This is a genomic window from Mycobacterium sp. 1164985.4 (assembly GCF_001668575.1).
Classification (GTDB): domain Bacteria; phylum Actinomycetota; class Actinomycetes; order Mycobacteriales; family Mycobacteriaceae; genus Mycobacterium.
The window spans coordinates 1-17648 of the sequence record NZ_LZMD01000014.1; the positions used below are offsets into that span (position 1 = coordinate 1).

Here is a 17648-nt window from a genome sequence, read left to right on the forward strand (position 1 = left end):
AGGCGGGATCGGACACCTGCTCGCGGCGATCCTCGACCACCGGACCAATGCTCGCGGCATCCTCCTCGACTCCCCCGCGCGGCCATGGATACGCCCGCACGAAGCCAGCGAGATCGATCTCGGTCATCTGTCGCATCGCGTCGGCGAAGGTGGCTCCGACATCTGGATGGTCGCCGAAGTACTCCCACAGCGTCTTGTCGAAAGCCCTTTTGTATCCGGAGGATTCGTCGCCGTCGCGCAGCTGAGCGTCGAAGTGGGCGTGCGCGGCCGCGGTATCGGGGTGCGCGTAGTAAGCAACCCAGGAGGCGATCGACTTGGGGTGGTCGCGCCGTAGTGGGGCTCCCGTTCTCGTCAGGCGCGCCCGACCGTTGCGGTCGAACCGCATGAGACGGAGCGCGACGGCTGCGTCGACGACCCTGACCGTCATGTCGGGGTTCAATTCCAGCTCGCGCGCGAGATCGTCAGGAGTTCGCGAGGCCGTGCCGAGCGCATCGGCTATCCCGGCGGTGACGAGCACTCCGGCGATCTTCGTCTTCTGCAGCCCGAACACGACGTCGGTGAGCAACGCCACCTCGGCCGGGAGCGCGGCATCGACGAGGTTCAACATTCGATCGCGGACACCGAGTGCGCGGCGCGCGGCCCACAGTGGTACTGGCATGCCTGAAGGCTAGAGCTGAGCCAGACGGAGTGTCAAGACATTATGTCTAGTCTATCCGTCCAAAGACGCGCTATCGTCGTGTTGTGGTCGCTACCTCCCGCAAGCCGCAATCGAATCGCCAGCAGCGCCGCGCAGAAATTACGCAGTGGCTGCTCGAGGCGACGGAACGACTAATGGCCGATGGACAGTCATTCACGGAGCTGAGCGTCGACCGATTGGCCACCGAGGCCGGCATTTCCCGCGCGACGTTCTACATCTACTTCGAGGACAAGCGGCAGCTGCTCTTGCAGCTCACCGGGCAGGTGACCGCCGAACTAGGCGCGGCCGCCGCGATCTGGTTCGACGTGGCCGACCAGGCCACCGTCGAGCTCGCTCGTCGGTCGGTGCGCCAGATCATCGTCGTCTACCGCAGGCACCAGGCGATCCTCACCGCGATGTTCGAACTGGCGAGCTACGACCCCGTCGTGGCCGAAGCACACAGGGCGTTGGTGCACGGTGTCAGCGAACAGGCCAAGGCCGCCCTCGACCGTGCGGTCGACGCGGGAGCGACCGGCCCTGCGCACGGCTGGGAGACGTCGTGCGCGCTTTCGTGGATGATCGAGCGCACGTGTCACCAGATGGTGCGCAACTCGCCACCTGAGGCCGACGACGCGATCGCCGAGGCGTTGACCGAAATCGTCTGGCGCACCTGGTATCTAGAGTCAACGAGCCCGTAACGACATCGTACTTGCAGAACATCCCTGCGCTGCGCAGCCGACGGTCAGTCGAGCCTGGTGGCGATGTACCTCGAGTACCGATGTACCGCGAGTACGTAGAAGCAGAGGCCCGTGCGTGGGCTTCTAAGGTCTGCGGGCTGGTGTCGGTCGCCAGGCCGCGTGCGAGCATCTGAGCTCGCCATCCGTCGACCATCGCGTTGAACACTGTCTCGTCAGCTCGAAGCAGTGAGACGTCATGGCGGCGCAGAACCTGTGGAATGAAGCCAGGCAGTTCCTCAACCATGCCAGCGGCCGCCCAGAGCCTGGTCAGCCGTGAACCCGACGTGGCAGTTCAATAGCCCCCTGCGCCACAGGATATTTCGTCACTGTGACGTATCACTGGCGGTGGGAGGAGAGGGCGAGTGGGTTGTCGATCGCCGGCTCTAGGGCCGGCCGCACGGGGCACGTTCAAGCTTTCACCTAATACCCGAATCATTCATTAAGTGATTGAACTGTCCGTCAACCTCGCCGTATGAACAATCGCTGCAGGCAGCCCGTTAGGGAATGAGTACACACAATCAGTGCCATAACGTGCTCAGATCGGCCAATCGTCAAGAGGCTCAAGCACTTTCGTTTGATGCAACTCGCATGCTTTAAATGCCGATAAGCCACATTATGTCAGGTTGAGTCCGCTTACCGCTCGGCTGCGGGAATCGCTTCTCTACTGTTCAGTCGTCTGCTGCGCAGCGGTTGGGAACCTGCTCGATGCATTCCCACTCTGGTTCAACGTCGTGACACCCTGAGGCCGGGCATCGCTGATCCATAGCGAATCTGAGACACATCAATCCCCACAGGTGAATGTGGGCGCGCGCCGTAGGCTCACGACATGCGCGACACGACTCTGGCTAGCGGCGCGTCAACCGCTGTTCTGACGTTGGGGCTGGCTATCTATGCGGCGTTGATCCTCGCCGGCATCGCGGTGGCGATCGACGCCGCCCGCCGGCAGCGACGACGCCGGGCGATCGCCGCCGCAGTGTTGGTCGGGGTGCTGACCCTGGGCGGGGTGGTCATCGCGATTCTCAGCAGCATCGCGTAGACCCTCACAACGCGGTGACGCGACGTGCTCGGTATCTGATCGGACTGCAGCATGTCGGAACACACTGGCGAAGTCGGTGTGACACCACTTCTAGCCGTCGCTCGTGTTTTCGTATGCGACGAAGGTCTCCAAACACTTCCTTTCTCGTCCTGCATGTTCCGCGGATTTCGCTCATTCGCCCCGCAATGCCCTGCGGGCCAACGCCGAACGCTATTAAATGCGCCGAGCACGCCAGAGGGGAATGTGACACCTGCTTAGCCGGGCTCGCTGTCCCATAGTCATTGCAAGGCTTCAGGTTTCGGAAAAATGCAGAATCGGAATTGGCGATCCGCGGTGCGTTGTCACAGGCTTTCGCCGCCGTCGGATCGGCGCAGAGTGTCGTCGAGCAGATCTAGCAACGCCCGCCACGCCCGTCGCGCGTGGGCAGCGTGGTGACCGACTCCGGGAACTGTGGCCGCTGGGCGGTCCGGGGTGCCACCATCGGACAGTGCATCGGCCGATGACATCGGAGCGGCCCAGAAGGCGTGTCGAGCGCCACCGTAGATATTGACGCACCAGTCCCCTCCAGCTTCCTGCAATACGGATGCGAACGACATGAGTTGCTCAGGGGTACACAGGGGGTCCTCGGAACCCGTGCACAGCAGAAAGGTGGCGCCGACCTCGGTCCAGTCGTCCGCGCGAGAATTCGGCAGGGCCGGGTGCACGACCCCGACCGCAGCGAACGGCGTTCCCGTTCGGGCAAGTTCGAGAACGATGCGGCCACCGGCGCCGTATCCGATCGCCGCGAGCCGCCCCGTGTCGACGCCCGGAACGGCGAGAAGAGCGTCGAGCCCCGCACGGCCTATCGCGTGAATACGCTCGGGATCGGCCAGCAGCGGCATGACCCGGTCCAGCATTGCCTGCGGTTGGCCGAAATACGTCTTGCCCGCGTGATAGTCCAACGCGAACGCGACGTATCCCCGCTCTGCCAGGATGTCGGCACGGCGGCGTTGATAATGCTCCAGACCGACTCCGTCGTGGCCGATCAGCACGGCCGGCCACGGGCCCTCCCCGTCGGGGTGAGCCAGGTGGGCGATCATTGTCAGTCCGTCGACGTCGTAACTGACTTCCCGTATTACGACCATGCACTGACGGTATCGCGCGACCACCGCGGAATGCGCTTGCCGGACGCCATCATCACGCACACTAGGACACGTGCCAGATACGAGTCCCGTGGCCGAATACGACTACATCATCGTGGGCGCAGGCAGCGCGGGCTGTCTGCTCGCCAACCGGCTCAGCGCCAACCCTGATCACCGCGTGCTGTTGGTTGAGGCCGGCGGCAAAGACGACTGGTTCTGGATCAAGGTGCCTGTGGGCTACTTGTACACAATCGCCAACCCGCGCACCGACTGGTGCTTCACGACCGAACCCGACCCAGGCTTGGCCGGCCGCAGCATCATCTACGCGCGGGGTCGCGTGATCGGCGGCTGCTCGTCGATCAACGCCATGATCCACATGCGTGGGCAGGCAGGCGATTACGAGCTGTGGGCGCAAGCCACCGGCGACGAGCGATGGCTTTGGGGCGGCCCCGACTGCCCGGGCGAAACACTGAGGATCTACAAGGAGTTGGAAAACTACTTCGGCGGAGCCGACGACTGGCACGGTGCCGCAGGTGAGATCCGGGTTGAGCGGCCGCGCGTGCGCTGGAAGATCCTGGACGCTTGGCAGGCCGCCGCTGCCGAGCTGGGCATCGAGCCGATCGACGAATTCAACCGCGGAGACAACTCCGGCAGCGCGTACTTTCACGTCAATCAGCGACGTGGCAGGCGCTGGTCGATGGCCGACGCCTTCCTGCACCCGGTCGCCCACCGACCCAATCTCACCGTCTACACAAACACCCAGGCTCTACGGCTGCTGATGGACGAGCAGGTCCACGAGGATCAGCGTCGCGGCGCCTGGACCACTGCCCGGCACCGCGTCACTGGCGTGCATCTGCTCAAGGACGGTCAACTCATCGACGTTCACGCCCGCCGCGAGGTGATCCTGAGCGCCGGTGCCATCGGCTCCCCTCATCTGATGCAGGTCTCAGGCCTGGGCCCAGCCGAGCTGCTCACTCAGCATCAAGTGTCCGTGGCCGTCGACCTGCCTGGAGTCGGTGAAAATCTGCAGGACCATCTACAGCTCCGAATGGTCTACCGCATGCGCGGTGCCCGGACCGTCAACACGCTGTATCGGAACTGGATCACCCGCGCGGGCATGGGAATTCAGTACCTGCTGCTGAGATCGGGGCCCTTGACCATGCCGCCGTCCACGTTGGGCGCCTTCGCAAAAAGCGACCCCACCCTGGCCAGCCCCGATCTGGAGTGGCATGTGCAGCCTCTGTCGTTGCCGAAGTTCGGCGACCCTCTGCACCCGTTCGCCGCCATCACTCCCTCGGTCTGCAATCTGCGCCCCAACTCGCGTGGACATGTGCGGATGGCCGATCCGGATCCGCTGTCGAAGCCGAAGATTTCGTGCAACTACCTGTCTACCGACGACGACTGCGAAACCGCCGTGCGCGGTCTCCGGATGACGCGGCAGATCATGGCGGCACCGGCCCTGGCCCGGTACCGACCAAAAGAGTTCCTGCCCGGCCCAGAGGTGGCAAGCGACGACGACCTACTTCAGTCCGCCCGTGAACTGGGCACCACGATCTTCCACCCGGTGGGCACCTGTGCGATGGGAGCCTTCGACTCACATGGACTCCCCCGGTTGCCAACCACGGTACTCGACACCGACTTTCGCGCATTTCGTGTCGCAGGCCTTCGTGTGGTCGACGCGTCGGCGATGCCCACCATCACTTCTGGGAACACCAACGCACCGGTCATGCTCATTGCCGAGCGCGCAGCGCGGGCGATTCTGCAATGACCACGCGCGTCCGTCAGTCGAAGTAGTGCCCCGCGTTCAGGTCTTCGAGCAGGGTCGGTTGCTCGGGCGTCCATCCGAGCAGGTTCCGGGTGATGGCGCTCGACGTCGGATTGTCCAGCGAGGCAATCAATCCGATGAAGGCGAGCTGTTCCAACGCTGTCTCCACGGTGACACTGACAGCCGGCACGTCCAGCTGCTTGCCGATGGCTTCGGCGACATCCCGGAACGGAATACCCTCCTCGGCGGCCCCGTGCAATCGGGACCCGGCCGGTGCGGACTCAACGGCCAATCGGTACAGCCGTGCGGCGTCGACGTTGTGGACGGCGGGCCAGCGGTTGGTTCCATCGCCGATGTAGATGGCCTGCCCCGTCTTTCGTGCATTCTCGATGAGCGTCGGGATGAACCCGTGACGGTCGGTGGGTCCGTGGACCGTCGGCGCCAGCCGAATGATCGACGCGCGCACGCCCTGGTCAACGAATTGAAGGGTGGCGTTCTCCGACGGTACGCGGGGTGCCTCCGCGGGCGGCACGGTCTCCTCGGTTGCCAACGTGCTCGACGAACCGGAGGCCAGCACTGCGGTGCCGGACGTATTGACGAACGGCTTACCCGAGCCGGCCAGCGCCGTCCCGATTGCCTTCACCGCCCGAACATCGGCTTCGACGGCGCTGCCGTAGTCGTTGAAGTCATGCTTGAACGCCAGGTGAATCACTCCGTCGGCCTCCCCCGCCGCGTTCGCCAGCACGTCGAGATCGTCGAGTGTGCCGCGAACGGCCCGGGCTCCCGCCTGCTCCACCGCCTCTGCCCCCGCGTCGGAACGGACCAGACCCGAGACCTGATGACCGTGGTCAAGGAGCTCGCGCACCACCAATGAACCGATGTGGCCCGACGCGCCGGTGACGAATACTCGCATTTGCGTTCCTCCCGCTGAGATGACAGTGAATGACATGAGATCTACATGTGATGTCAGCGCCTGTCATCCTCGTACTATTCCCTCATGGGTCGATGGGAGCCGGACGCGAAGGGCCGCCTCGAGCGGGCAGCGCTCGAGCTCTACGGCGAACGCGGTTTCGACGAGACCACCGTCGCGGAGATCGCCGAACGGGCAGGCGTCACCGAGCGCACCTATTTCCGGCACTTTTCCGACAAGCGCGAAGTGCTCTTCCGCGGTGACGAATTGGCCCGAAACGTCGCCGACGCGCTGCGGGCGGCGCCCGGCGACCTGTCCCCTCTTGATGCCGTCGCCGTGGCATTCGAATCGACCGCCGAGTTCTTCGAGGGTCGGCGATCGCAGTCGCGAAAGCGTCAGGACGTCATCGATGCCCATCCGGCACTGCGCGAAAGGGAACTGATCAAACTCGCGACGATGGTCGAGTTGATCGGGCAGGCACTACGCGATCGAGGAGTCCCGGACCCAGCGGCCGGCCTTGCCGCAGAGGCGGGAACCTCAGTGTTCAAGGTCGCCTTCGCCCGCTGGCTCGATGATTCCGCCGAGCGCAGCATCGCAGTGCACATTCAGGAGACGCTTGCGGAACTCAAGTCGGTCGCCGGGAACTGACCACGGCCCGAGCGGCGCATCTGCGCCCGGAATAAACACTGCGCCCGTCGACTTGGCTCAAGAGTCGCCCTTTGCCCGAACAGGAGCATTCATGACTCGTCCCATACGCGTCGCCGTGCAGATCCAGCCCGGCGGCACACCCGATTACCGTACGTGGCGCGACGCCGTCCTGGCCGCCGACGACCTCGGCGTCGACGTGATCTTCGGCTACGACCACTTTCACCGCCCGGCGATGGAGGGCATCGTCGACGGCAAGCCCGTCCTGACAGACGAGCAACCCGACGTCGCCAACTTCGAGGGCTGGACTGCGCTCGCGTCGTGGGGTGAAATCACCTCACATGCCGAGATCGGGCTTCTCGTCACTGGTGTCGGCTACCGCAACCCCGACCTGCTCGCCGACATGGCGCGCACCGTCGATCACATCAGCGGCGGCCGGCTCATCCTGGGCCTCGGTGCGGGGTGGTACGAAAAGGACTACACCACATACGGTTACGATTTCGGTACCTTCGGTTCCCGTTTCGATATTTTCGACGAGAGCCTGGTCCGCATCGAAAACCGGCTCGCGGCACTGATTCCGCCGCCCGTGCGCAAGATCCCGATTCTCATCGGCGGTACGGGACCCAAGCGCTCGCTGCCCGCTGTGGCCAGGCACGCCGACATCTGGCACGCCTTCCAGGACCTCGACGCGTTCCGCAGATCCAGTGAGCGCGTCGACGAATTGGCGGCCACATTCGGTCGCGATGGCGCCGATATCGAACGCTCGACGCTGTGGGAGAGCGCCGATAGCGCCGACGCCTTCCGGGAAGCAGGCGTCACGCTGTTCCAGACCGAACTCACTGCCGACAATGGTTACGATCTCACGCCTCTCAAGCAGGTGATCACGTGGCGGGACAACGGATGACACAGCGTTCGCGGGAGGTCGGAGTTCAACCGGATTTCTCCTCGGCGCACAGGTCGTAGTCCTCGCGGGCATGTCCGACCGCACGCACCTGGGCGCCGCGACCGTTACGCGGGTCGTCGAGTGGCGGCTTGACCTGCCGCTCACCATGTTTCCCGAAACTGCGCCCACGGTGTGGCAGGAGCTGGCGCCCGAACTGAGCCCCACGTTTTGCGACGCCCGTACCTGGCACGCCGTAGTGCAGACGTGGGCGATCGAGGTGGATGGGCTCACGGTGCTGGTCGACACGGGCGTCGGTAATGGCCGCGACCGGCCGGCGATGCCGTTTCTAGCCAATCTCGACACTGGTTTTCTGGAATCTCTCCGCGCAGCGGGCGTCGCCCCGGAGTCGGTGGACGTCGTCGTGAATACCCACATCCACACCGACCACGTCGGCTGGAACACCATGCGCGAGAACGGCGCATGGGTTCCGACGTTTCCGAACGCGCGCTACCTCGTGCCAGAAGTCGACTACCGCCCTCTAGATCTGGTTCAGACCGCTCCGTCCGCTTTCGGTGGGCGTGGCGTCCAATCATCGCTGATGCTCCGCGCTATTTATTAGACGTCTTATCGATGTCTGTATGACCATTAGCGGATGGGCAGGAGCACACTGGCGGAAGCAGAAAGGTTTTCATTGACGCTCGGAGATTGTGGTCATACGCTTTGCCGAAAAGTGTCCGATGCTCCCGAAGGTGAGTCCTATGGTCGTGACCAGCACCGCGCCCAATGTCTTCGAGCTGATCTCCCCACCTTTACCTACGACCTCAGCGCCGCCCCGCACGACATCCTCGAGGACGTCCGAACGGCCCAAGCTCGCGCGCCCATCGCGATCGGCCCTCTCGGCCCGGAGGTCCTGTCATACGAGCTGGCGAGAGGAATGTTGCGCGACGATCGGTTCCGTTTACCCCCCGGTATCACTTTGGCGTCTCAGGGCATCACGTCGGGGCCGTTGTTCGAGAAGATGGCGAACAGCCTCCTGGGCTTGGAGCGTGAACCCCATGTGCGTTTACGCAAGCTCGTGTCCAAGGCGTTCACCCCTCGTGCAACGGCAGGTCTTCAGGACACGATCCGTGAGGTGGTCAACGGATTGATCGATCGGGTGGTGGACGCCGGCCACTGCGACGTCGTCACCGACATCGCCCGTCCCTACCCCACCCCGATCATCTGCGCACTCATCGGTGCGCCGCGCGAGGATTGGCACCTGTTCGCAGATTGGACCGAAGAGGTCTTCAAGGCCATCAGCTTCCAACCGGACGTCAACTTCGACGAGTCCGCGATCATGCAGGCGTGGGGTGAACTCGACGCCTACGTCGACGACATGGTCGCCGCTCGCCGAGGCAACCTGACAGATGACCTGCTATCCGAACTGATTCGCACCGAGACCGACGGCGACCGGCTGAATCTCGACGAACTGCGCATGCTGGTGGCGGGCTTCCTGATGGCCGGAACCGACACGACGCGCAATCAACTCGCGGCGTCGGTGCAGGTGCTCTGTGAGCACCCCGATCAATGGATGAAGCTGCGCGAGCAACCCGAACTGGGGATGCAGGCTGTCGAGGAGAGCATGCGCCACTCGCCGGCAGTCAGTATCGCGCCGCGCGCCGCCACCGACGATGTCGAATTCGGCGGTTACCTGTTCCCTGCCGGAATATTCATCCTCGTGAACACCTTTGCGGCGAACCGCGATCCGGCGATCTATCACGACGCTGAGCGCTTCGACATCACGCGCAAGGATGTTCCCCCGATTCTGACCTTCGGAGGCGGTGCCCACTACTGTCTGGGAGCTAACCTCGCACGCCGCGAGTTGGCGGAGGCTCTTGTCGTTCTCACCCGGCGCCTCGATGCCCCTCGTCGCGTCGGTCCGGCGCCATGGAAGCCCCTCCTGGGGATGACCGGTCCCACAACACTTCCAATCGCATTCGCCAGTAACGATCCTGCGGGTGCCCATGCGTAGTCGGGGCTGGGCGGGTTCGGCACCCGCCACGGACGAGGAGGCCATAGACCGAATCCTCGATGCGGTGGACGATGTCGTCGCCGAACACGGACCAGCGATACGCCTCGCCGACGTCGCCCGCAGGCTCGGCGTCACGCGGCAGACGGTGTACCGCTACTTTCCCAACGCCGACGCTTTGCTGATTGCCAGCGCGATGCGGACCGTGGACGGATTCATCGACCAGGTCGTCGGTCACGTCAGCGGCGTCAACGACCCGGTCACTGCACTCGTCGAATGCGTTTCGTTCTCGGTCGAGAACCTTATAGGTGATCCTCAGCTAGAGAACATCCTGGCCCGAGGGCAGGGGGGTGAAGAGGCCATCTCCTTGACCTCCGACACGGCGAAGGCATTCTGCAAATCGTTCCTCAACCGTCTCGATGTCGATTGGCCGCTGCACGGTTTCGAGAGCGCCGCCCTCGAAGATCTGGCCGAAATGGTCCTGCGCACAGTGCAATCTATGCTGACAGATCCCGGGAAACCGATGCGCGATGGTGTCGCACTACGCCGCTTTGTTGCGCGATGGCTCGGGCCGGCGATCCTCTACCCACGGATGACATCACTGATGATCCACGACGGTCATACCGCAGGTGCTCATTGAGCAGCTAACACCGCTGCGAAGCTCTCCCGCAGGTCTCTGACGAAATTCTCGGGTGTTTCGAGCGACGGGAAATGCTGGGTCCATTTCGCCATGTCAACCCCTTCGTGGGTCCTGCTGATGCCCTCCGGGCGATTTCCGCAGCATATTCGGCCCCGATGGCCATGGCTCGGCTTTGAGACGTGCACACCGCGAACCTATAGGCCATGCGAGGTGTGCTCGCGAGTACGTTCGCGAGCATGGAGGACAACGGACCCAGCCGGACAGCCCTTGTTACCGCTTATGGTCGCGCCTACCACCAGATCGCCGACAAACCAACGATTCTCACCGACCCGCTGGCAGCTCCCCTGCTCGGTACCACCTCCGACGAGCTAACCGCATTGGGCTCCCCCACGGCCGATCGCCTCGGTGCAGTGGTCGGCGACCTAGGCCGCCGGCTCTTCTTCGCCGCCCGCGCCCGATTCGCCGAGGACTCGATCGCTAGGGCCGTGGCCACCGGCACTCGTCAAGTGGTCATCCTCGGCGCCGGACTCGACACCTTCGCCTACCGAAACCCCGATCCCGACGTGCGAGTCTTCGAGGTCGACCATCCGGCGACTCAGGCCTGGAAACGGGACCGCCTCCTCGCCGCCGGGATCGACTGCCCGGCGACGCTGACCTTCGTACCGGTGGACTTCGAAACGGATGACCTCGCAAAGAAACTGGAGGCGACCGCGTTCGTGCGTACCGCGCCCGCGGTCTTCCTGTGGATGGGCGTCATCTTCTACCTGACACCCGACGCCGCCCGGGCAACCCTCGAATACATCGCGGGGCAGCCGTCTCGCGCTGAGGTGGTCTTCGACTATCTGCAGTCGGCGACCACCGACGAGGAGCGCGCGCACCTGCAAGCCCGTTCCGATCGGCTCGCATCCTCGGGTGAACCCTTCGTCAGCTACTTCACGCCTGATGGCGTCGCGCGGGAGCTGCGCGGCCTCGGCTTCACCGAGATCGATGACCGCGCCGCCAAGGATGTGATCGCTCTGTACCTCGACGAACCTCCCCAGTTTGGGGTGGAAGAGACCCGCACTCTGCAAGCCAGTCGGATCCTGTATGCGCGACGCTGAGACTCGAAACTTCAGTAGTCTGAACCCATGTCTCGCCGCGCACAACGTAAACCGACTGCGCAGCTCTTCGCCGGCACCGCTGCGGGCCCGGCGTTCGTCACCGCCTACACCGTCATCGGCGCGACGCGGCACGGCTACGACTGGAGGTGCTACCCGGTCAGTTCTCTGGCGGTCGGGCGCCACGGTTGGCGGCAGCGCGCCAACTTCGTCTCGGCCGGCGCTCTCTACCTGTGCGCTGCCGAGGGCCTCTGGCGGTCCGATCGCCACCGCGTCGGACCGCGCGCGGTTCCGGCTATCGTCGCGGCGGTCGGGGTCGGCTTGGTCGGCTCGGGCCTGTTCGTCACCGACTACGTCGGAAACCTTCTGAATGACGACGGAACTGCCACCGACAACCCCCCGTTTGCCGCAGGCGTGCGCCCACGCACCCCTGCGGGGCGATTGCACGATCTCTTCGGGATTCCGGTCTTCGTGGGCATACCCGTCGCCGCTCTGGCGAGCGCCGCCCCTGCGGCGTGGAGCGGGAACCACCGCTGGGCGTGCTACTCCGCGGCGTCGAGCGCAGCGATGACTGGCAGCCTTATTCTCTTTGGCGCCGCGATCGGTGGTCGATGGGGGCTAGGCGGCAAGAGCGGTGTCCTGCAACGTGTCTCGATCGCGACCGGACTCGGCTGGCTGAGCTCATTGTCATTGCGCGCTCTGTCCGGGTGACAAAGCGGACGAGGAAATCAGCCGACTGCTTCACCAGGTGACGTAGAGTCCGGGACACGCCACCCACGCGGTGGAGCCGTGGAGAGGAGGCGCTCGTGCCGACGCTCCACGCGGTCAATGTCGGGTTGCCGAAGGACGTGCCGTGGCGCGGACGCACGGTGCACACCGGGATCTTCAAGACGACGGTCTCTGGACCGGTCGTTGCCAGGCGCCTCAATCTCGACGGCGACGGCCAAGGCGACCTTCACGGCCACGGAGGTGAGAACCGGGCCGTCCTGGTCTATCAACTCGAGGCCTATGACCACTGGAAGACTTACCTCGGGCGTGACGATCTGCGGGCTGGAGCATTCGGGGAGAACTTCACAGTCAATGGATTGCCCGACGACGAGGTGTGCATCGGTGACCGGTACCGCATCGGGGAAGCGCTGTTCGAGGTGACGCAACCGCGGGTCACCTGTTTCCGTGTCGGGATGCGTCTCGATGAGCCAAATCTTCCCCAGCTCATGGTTTCTCACGGCCGACCCGGGTTCTACCTCCGGGTGCTTCGCGAGGGACGGGTACAAGCGGGCGACGACATCGTCCTGACCGAGCGAGGGCGGCACCAACTGACGGTCGCCGAGGTCGACGCGCTTCTCTACCTTCCCGACCGTGATCCGGACCGTCTGCGTCTGGCGTTGGATGTCGCCGCTCTGAGCCCGGGCTGGAAGGAGTCCTTCCGCGACCTCCTAAACCCGCCCGCCGAGCCGACGGGCTCTCCGTCCTGGGACGGATTCATGCCGCTTCGTGTCGTTGACATCCATCACGAAACGCCCGCTGTGATGTCGATCCAACTCGGCGCGGACAAGCCGCTGCCCGTTGCGAAGGCCGGTGATCATCTCGTGGTCCGGGCCACCGGGGCCGGTGACCCGCCGCCGCTGCGGAGCTACTCACTGTCCGGCGATTCGACCGCGGGCACCTATCGGATCAGCGTGAAGCGTGAGCCCGACGGCGTGGTAAGCGGGTGGCTGCATGAGCGGATCGACCCCGGTGCGACCATCGAGGCCGCCGCGCCGCGCGGTGATTTTCACCTCTCCCCCGAGGCGCGCCCGATACTGCTAATGTCGGCGGGGATCGGTGTCACACCTCTGCTCGCCATGCTCTACGAACTTGCTGCACAGCAGTTTTCACAACGGGTTGTCTGGGTCCACAGCACCAGGGACATGGAGTCCCACGCCTTCATCGAGGAGGCCGACGGACTCCTGCGGCAGTTGCCGTGTGCTGAGCAGTACGTCCATTACACCAGCGGAAGGCCGGGCCGCCGGTTAGATCGTGACTTCCTCGCCGCATTGGACCTGCCGCAGGACGCTGACGTCTACCTCTGCGGACCAACGGGTTTCATGGCAGCGATGCGTGAGGCCTTGACCAGCCTCGGGTTCGAGCCGACTCGGATTCGAGCCGAAACGTTCGGCACGCTCCCACCGATCAACCCCGGGTTGAAAGCCGTCGGTCCTCAGGTACCCCCACATCCACCCGAGATGCAGTCTGCGGACGGATCACGAGTCACGTTTTCACGAGTCGGTCTGACGGTTCGCTGGAGCGAGTCTTATCAGACCTTGTTGGAGTTGGCCGGGGCCTGTGATGTGCCGACGCGGTACTCGTGCCGCAGCGGTGTCTGTCATGTGTGCGTCACGGGACTCGTCGCCGGGAGCGTGGCGTACTCGAGGCAGCCTCTGGAGCTACCAGGCCGGGATTCGACGCTGATCTGTTGTGCGGCACCGCTAACCGATGTCGTGCTCGACCTATGAGCTGCGGATCAGCCGGGCTGGGTTGGATTCAGCGACAGACGCGTCAATAAATGCCCAGAAAACTCACAGCCGTCTGCTAGCTTCGCGAAGTGCTACTTCGCCAGCGAAGCGAGCGAGGCCGGATGGCTTTCGCCGCGACCGTGATTGTCAGCCTGACCGCCCTCGGCGGGTCTGCCTGCGGTGGTTCGACCGAGCCCGCGGACCGCGCGGCGGCGAAAGCCGACGAGTCAACGACGGCCCCGCGGGCCGAGGCGGCGGAGAACAAGCCGAAAGACGAGCAGCAGGATCCCCAACCCCAGTTCACCGGTGGCGTCTACGGAGATCCGGCGGCCGCCATCGACTACTGGGAAGAGCAGACCGAAAGCGATTGCGGGCTGATGGCCACCCGCATGGTGATTGGCGAGATCAACGGGTCGGCACCCACCGAGCGTGAGATCATCGACCTCGCGGCGAAAACGCCTAGCGACTGCGATCCAGGTCAGCCGGTATACGACGAGAGCGTCGACCCCAGTGACGGCGGTGTCGGCCATGGCACTTGCACAACCGATCTTCTGCTTCTGCTCAAGCACTACGGGATCGAAGCCGACTACACCAACGACGAAACCGCCTCCAAGGGTGGGCTCGCGACGGGGATGGACGCCTTGGCGGGATATCTGGGTGACGACCGGCAGGCGATCGTGTGCGTGAACTCCAACACCATCTGGGAGACCGATGGTGACAAGACGGGATGCGGTCACTTGGTCACGGTCGCCGCGATCGACTACGACAACGACGTCGTCTATCTCGGCGACAGCGGCGGCGACGATACGAAGGGCGAGCACGTCACGACCGATGTGTTCGAATCCGCGTGGGCCGCAGGCGATCACGAGCTAGTGGTCACCGCACCCCGTTGACGTCGACAGTGGCGCAACCGCTCAGGGAGTGCTGGGGCATACCGCCCCTGCCACGCCGGCCGCCACGACCATGGCGATGCCCGGCAAGCTCACCGCCGGCAAGGTGATCAGCAGGGCACCAAGCACACCGGATGAAACCCCGAGCAGTGCAGGCCCCTGAAGGATCGGGATCCCCCCGCTGTGGGAATGACGACAAGGGTGCCGAGCGCCGCCGCGACGATGACGATCAGCACGGTGTGGTGCGTGTGCCCGGGCAGTCGAATCATCGTAGGCGGGGGCACAAGACGCCTCGACCATGCGCTGGATGAATCGCGTTGCCATCGTGCGTTCCACGACACAGCCAGGTAATTGCGACTTCACAAGGAGAACAGCCATGAGCGTCGACAGCATCTCGGGTCTGGGCACGACCGGACTCGACGAGTTGGTTCCGTCGCGTTATGCCGTACAGATCGGCGACATCGAGGTGCTGGTTATCAGCGACGGCGTCCTGCCGATCACGGCGCGGACGATGGCGACGAACGCCGACCCGGCCGAGTTCGGCAGCTGGCTCGACGATCGGTTCCTGCCCAGAGACGTACTCGACTGGCCGCTAAACGTGGTCGTGGTGCGCAGTGGCGATCGCACCGTCCTCGTCGACGCCGGACTCGGTGTGGAGTATCCCGACTTCCCACGGGCCGGGCAGACGGTTCACCGACTCGAAGCGGCCGGCATCGATCCATCGGCGGTGACCGACGTGGTACTCACCCATCTGCACATGGACCACGTCGGTGGTTTGCTCACGAAGGGGCTCAAGGAACGGCTGCGTTCGGATCTACAGGTCCATGTCGCCGCCGCCGAGGCGAACTTCTGGGAATCGCCGGATTTCTCTCATACCGACATGCCCGCGCCGGTGCCCGACGCATTGCGGTCGATCGCGACACGGTTCCTCGACGAATACCGCGGGCAGATGCGGACCTTCGAAACGGAGTATGAACTGGCGCCGGGAGTGCTCGTCTCCCGAACCGGGGGGCACACCCCGGGCCACGCGATCGTTCGCCTCGCGTCGGGGGACGATCGGCTGACCTTCGCCGGTGACGGCCGTGTTCGCCCCCGGCTTCGATAATCCAGAGTGGCACAACGGGTTCGAACACGATCCGAAGGAGTCGGCTCGCGTCCGCATCGAGCTGCTGCGCGAGCTGGCGGCAACCGGTGAGGCGCTGGTCGCCACCCACCTGCCGTTCCCGTCGGTCTGCCGGGTCGCGACCGCCGGCGACGTCTTCCGGTGCGTGCCCGCGGCGTGGGATTACTGACGGCCGGTTCGGGTCCGGCCCGCGTGGGCGATCACGCGCGCAACTTGCCCGGGGCGCATCAGGCTCGTTCCGGGGCCGACGCCTTGCAGCATCCGGAGGAAGGTTTCGGAGAGCGCGACGTCCTCCGACGCGGCGGCCACGTAGGCGGTGACGTAATCGTTGAGCGCCCGCTGCGGCCACGCTTTCCATCCGCTCGTCGGGAGAAAGGTGAAGTCGTTGAGCCGGTTGGCCCACCACATGGGCGCCAACCGCCGCGCGACGTCACGGAAGTAGACCCGGCTCACCGGTGCACCGTGGGCGGTCAGCGTGTCTTTGAGGCTCATGGCCTGTAGCAACGCTGACGTCATACCCTGCCCGTACATCGGATTGAAACTGCACACCGCGTCACCGATCACCAACAGTCCGTGGGGAAATGAGGACAGCTTGTCGTAGCGGCGCCACACGCTGGTCGGGAACTGGCGGTGATGCGTCTCCCCCACCGGTTCTGCGGCCGCGAGTGCGGTGCTGACCTCCGGCGGGACACATGCCGCCACTGCCGCCAGCATTTCGGGCAACCGGGTCGGCAGCTGGTGTCCGGCCACGCCGATCAGCGTCACGACCATTGTGTCGTTCTCGTGGGCGAGCATCCCGACGCCTGTCGGTCGTTCCTTCGTCGGGCTGGCGAAGATCACCCTGTCGCCCAGGGCGTCCGGCGCCAGGCGGAACAGCTGGCTGGTATAGGTCAATTGCACCCGATACGACTGCTCGACCGGACGCGTAAAGCCATGCGCTGCAAGGAACGCCGGTGTACGTGCCGAACGACCGGTTGCGTCGACCACGAGATCGGCGGACAGCGTCGTTTGATGGGCGCCGGTGCGGTCGACGATACGAACACCGGTCACCGTGCGGTCGTTCAACACGGGTCCGACGACGTCGTGGCCGTCGAGGACCTTGACATTCGGCAGCGCACAAACCCGTTCGCGCACAACGGATTCCAGCAACGGACGGCTCGCAGGCTGAACCGGCATGTCATCGGGCTTGGCAAGCGCCCCCGTCCGACACAACGCATGCCCGCGAACCTCGACGTACACCCCCGACAGGTCGCGGTTGTCGAAGATCGGCGCGCCGGCGTCCTGCAGCTCCTTCGTCGCTCCGGGAAACAGCTCCTCGAGAATCTTCAAGCCCAGGCTCATCAGCATGTGCACGTGGTGTCCCTGCGGCACCCCGGCTCGCTGCGACACATCCTCGGGCAGTCTGTCCCGTTCGACCAGCGTGACCGAGTCATAGGCATCCGACAGCACTTTCGCGGCGAGCAGACCACCCATACTCGCGCCGCACACCACGGCTTCTCGCGTCGTCATCGCCCCTCTTCGGCCCGGCCGCACCCCAAACGGTGGCATACAGCGCCGTCGAGAGTGCGGTTTCAGGCCAAGAGTGGCCAGTCCGCGACCACTGAGACTCGACCGGCCGGGCA

The 17648-nt window shown here is 64.6% G+C and carries 14 protein-coding genes and 3 pseudogenes; 13 read left to right on the plus strand and 4 right to left on the minus strand.

The features are described 5' to 3' along the window. Positions 1 to 658, minus strand: a 658-nt coding sequence (locus A5650_RS01305; protein ID WP_502687034.1) for a dimerization domain-containing protein, incomplete at its 3' end; no start/stop codon positions are given. 83 nt (positions 659 to 741) lie between these two features. On the opposite strand from A5650_RS01305, the gene A5650_RS01310 reads away from it, so the two are divergent. Together A5650_RS01310 and A5650_RS01315 are read left to right on the plus strand one after the other, a co-directional pair. Continuing rightward, positions 742 to 1374: a TetR/AcrR family transcriptional regulator gene (locus tag A5650_RS01310; RefSeq protein ID WP_067285538.1), complete on the plus strand. Its 633-nt coding sequence runs from the start codon at positions 742 to 744 to the stop codon at positions 1372 to 1374. Between the two features lie 865 nt (positions 1375 to 2239). Continuing rightward, complete coding sequence (locus tag A5650_RS01315) at positions 2240 to 2449, plus strand: hypothetical protein (RefSeq protein WP_067285540.1); 210 nt, start codon at positions 2240 to 2242, stop codon at positions 2447 to 2449. Positions 2450 to 2790: 341 nt separating this feature from the next. Here the strand turns inward: A5650_RS01315 and A5650_RS01320 are convergent, their stop codons facing one another. Continuing rightward, positions 2791 to 3573, minus strand: a complete 783-nt coding sequence (locus A5650_RS01320; RefSeq protein WP_067285542.1) for a dienelactone hydrolase family protein — start codon at positions 3571 to 3573, stop codon at positions 2791 to 2793. 88 nt (positions 3574 to 3661) lie between these two features. On the opposite strand from A5650_RS01320, the gene A5650_RS01325 reads away from it, so the two are divergent. Continuing rightward, positions 3662 to 5338: a GMC family oxidoreductase N-terminal domain-containing protein gene (locus A5650_RS01325; protein ID WP_082950553.1), complete on the plus strand. Its 1677-nt coding sequence runs from the start codon at positions 3662 to 3664 to the stop codon at positions 5336 to 5338. Between the two features lie 13 nt (positions 5339 to 5351). Here A5650_RS01325 and A5650_RS01330 read toward each other — a convergent pair whose 3' ends face one another. Continuing rightward, positions 5352 to 6248 (minus strand): SDR family oxidoreductase, encoded by an 897-nt coding sequence (locus tag A5650_RS01330; protein ID WP_067285546.1) that lies wholly within the window; start codon positions 6246 to 6248, stop codon positions 5352 to 5354. A gap of 84 nt (positions 6249 to 6332) precedes the next feature. Here A5650_RS01330 and A5650_RS01335 point away from each other — a divergent pair, with 84 nt between their 5' ends. From A5650_RS01335 to A5650_RS01380, 10 genes and pseudogenes are all read left to right on the plus strand, one after another. After that, complete coding sequence (locus A5650_RS01335; RefSeq protein ID WP_067285548.1) at positions 6333 to 6893, plus strand: TetR/AcrR family transcriptional regulator; 561 nt, start codon at positions 6333 to 6335, stop codon at positions 6891 to 6893. Between the two features lie 91 nt (positions 6894 to 6984). Beyond that, positions 6985 to 7794, plus strand: a complete 810-nt coding sequence (locus A5650_RS01340; RefSeq protein WP_067285551.1) for an LLM class F420-dependent oxidoreductase — start codon at positions 6985 to 6987, stop codon at positions 7792 to 7794. A 70-nt stretch (positions 7795 to 7864) separates the two neighbouring features. Continuing rightward, positions 7865 to 8308: pseudogene (locus tag A5650_RS01345) on the plus strand (MBL fold metallo-hydrolase); the annotation flags it as partial. A 223-nt stretch (positions 8309 to 8531) separates the two neighbouring features. After that, positions 8532 to 9784: pseudogene (locus A5650_RS01350) on the plus strand (cytochrome P450). Next, on the plus strand, positions 9777 to 10421 hold the full coding sequence (locus A5650_RS01355; RefSeq protein WP_067285553.1) for a TetR/AcrR family transcriptional regulator: 645 nt from the start codon (positions 9777 to 9779) through the stop codon (positions 10419 to 10421). Before A5650_RS01350 ends, A5650_RS01355 begins: the two are co-directional and overlap by 8 nt. A gap of 236 nt (positions 10422 to 10657) precedes the next feature. Further along, positions 10658 to 11521 (plus strand): class I SAM-dependent methyltransferase, encoded by an 864-nt coding sequence (locus A5650_RS01360; protein ID WP_067285682.1) that lies wholly within the window; start codon positions 10658 to 10660, stop codon positions 11519 to 11521. A 27-nt stretch (positions 11522 to 11548) separates the two neighbouring features. Beyond that, positions 11549 to 12229: a DUF998 domain-containing protein gene (locus A5650_RS01365; protein ID WP_067285556.1), complete on the plus strand. Its 681-nt coding sequence runs from the start codon at positions 11549 to 11551 to the stop codon at positions 12227 to 12229. A 95-nt stretch (positions 12230 to 12324) separates the two neighbouring features. Continuing rightward, on the plus strand, positions 12325 to 14013 hold the full coding sequence (locus A5650_RS01370) for an MOSC and FAD-binding oxidoreductase domain-containing protein (RefSeq protein ID WP_067285558.1): 1689 nt from the start codon (positions 12325 to 12327) through the stop codon (positions 14011 to 14013). 122 nt (positions 14014 to 14135) lie between these two features. Next, positions 14136 to 14906, plus strand: a complete 771-nt coding sequence (locus tag A5650_RS01375) for a hypothetical protein (RefSeq protein WP_067285560.1) — start codon at positions 14136 to 14138, stop codon at positions 14904 to 14906. Positions 14907 to 15279: 373 nt separating this feature from the next. After that, positions 15280 to 16195, plus strand: a pseudogene (locus A5650_RS01380) (MBL fold metallo-hydrolase). On the opposite strand, the gene A5650_RS01385 reads toward A5650_RS01380, so the two are convergent. Further along, positions 16189 to 17535: an FAD-dependent oxidoreductase gene (locus A5650_RS01385; RefSeq protein WP_067285563.1), complete on the minus strand. Its 1347-nt coding sequence runs from the start codon at positions 17533 to 17535 to the stop codon at positions 16189 to 16191. The pseudogene A5650_RS01380 and the gene A5650_RS01385 overlap by 7 nt on opposite strands. Positions 17536 to 17648: the final 113 nt, after the last annotated feature.

Coding starts and splice junctions, on each gene's coding strand:
- A5650_RS01385 (WP_067285563.1), bottom strand. CDS start 17,535: ATGACGACGCGAGAAGCCGTGGTGTGCGGCGCGAGTATGGGTGGTCTG.
- A5650_RS01330 (WP_067285546.1), bottom strand. CDS start 6,248: ATGCGAGTATTCGTCACCGGCGCGTCGGGCCACATCGGTTCATTGGTG.
- A5650_RS01375 (WP_067285560.1), top strand. CDS start 14,136: ATGGCTTTCGCCGCGACCGTGATTGTCAGCCTGACCGCCCTCGGCGGG.
- A5650_RS01315 (WP_067285540.1), top strand. CDS start 2,240: ATGCGCGACACGACTCTGGCTAGCGGCGCGTCAACCGCTGTTCTGACG.
- A5650_RS01355 (WP_067285553.1), top strand. CDS start 9,777: ATGCGTAGTCGGGGCTGGGCGGGTTCGGCACCCGCCACGGACGAGGAG.
- A5650_RS01365 (WP_067285556.1), top strand. CDS start 11,549: ATGTCTCGCCGCGCACAACGTAAACCGACTGCGCAGCTCTTCGCCGGC.
- A5650_RS01340 (WP_067285551.1), top strand. CDS start 6,985: ATGACTCGTCCCATACGCGTCGCCGTGCAGATCCAGCCCGGCGGCACA.
- A5650_RS01335 (WP_067285548.1), top strand. CDS start 6,333: ATGGGTCGATGGGAGCCGGACGCGAAGGGCCGCCTCGAGCGGGCAGCG.
- A5650_RS01360 (WP_067285682.1), top strand. CDS start 10,658: ATGGAGGACAACGGACCCAGCCGGACAGCCCTTGTTACCGCTTATGGT.
- A5650_RS01320 (WP_067285542.1), bottom strand. CDS start 3,573: ATGGTCGTAATACGGGAAGTCAGTTACGACGTCGACGGACTGACAATG.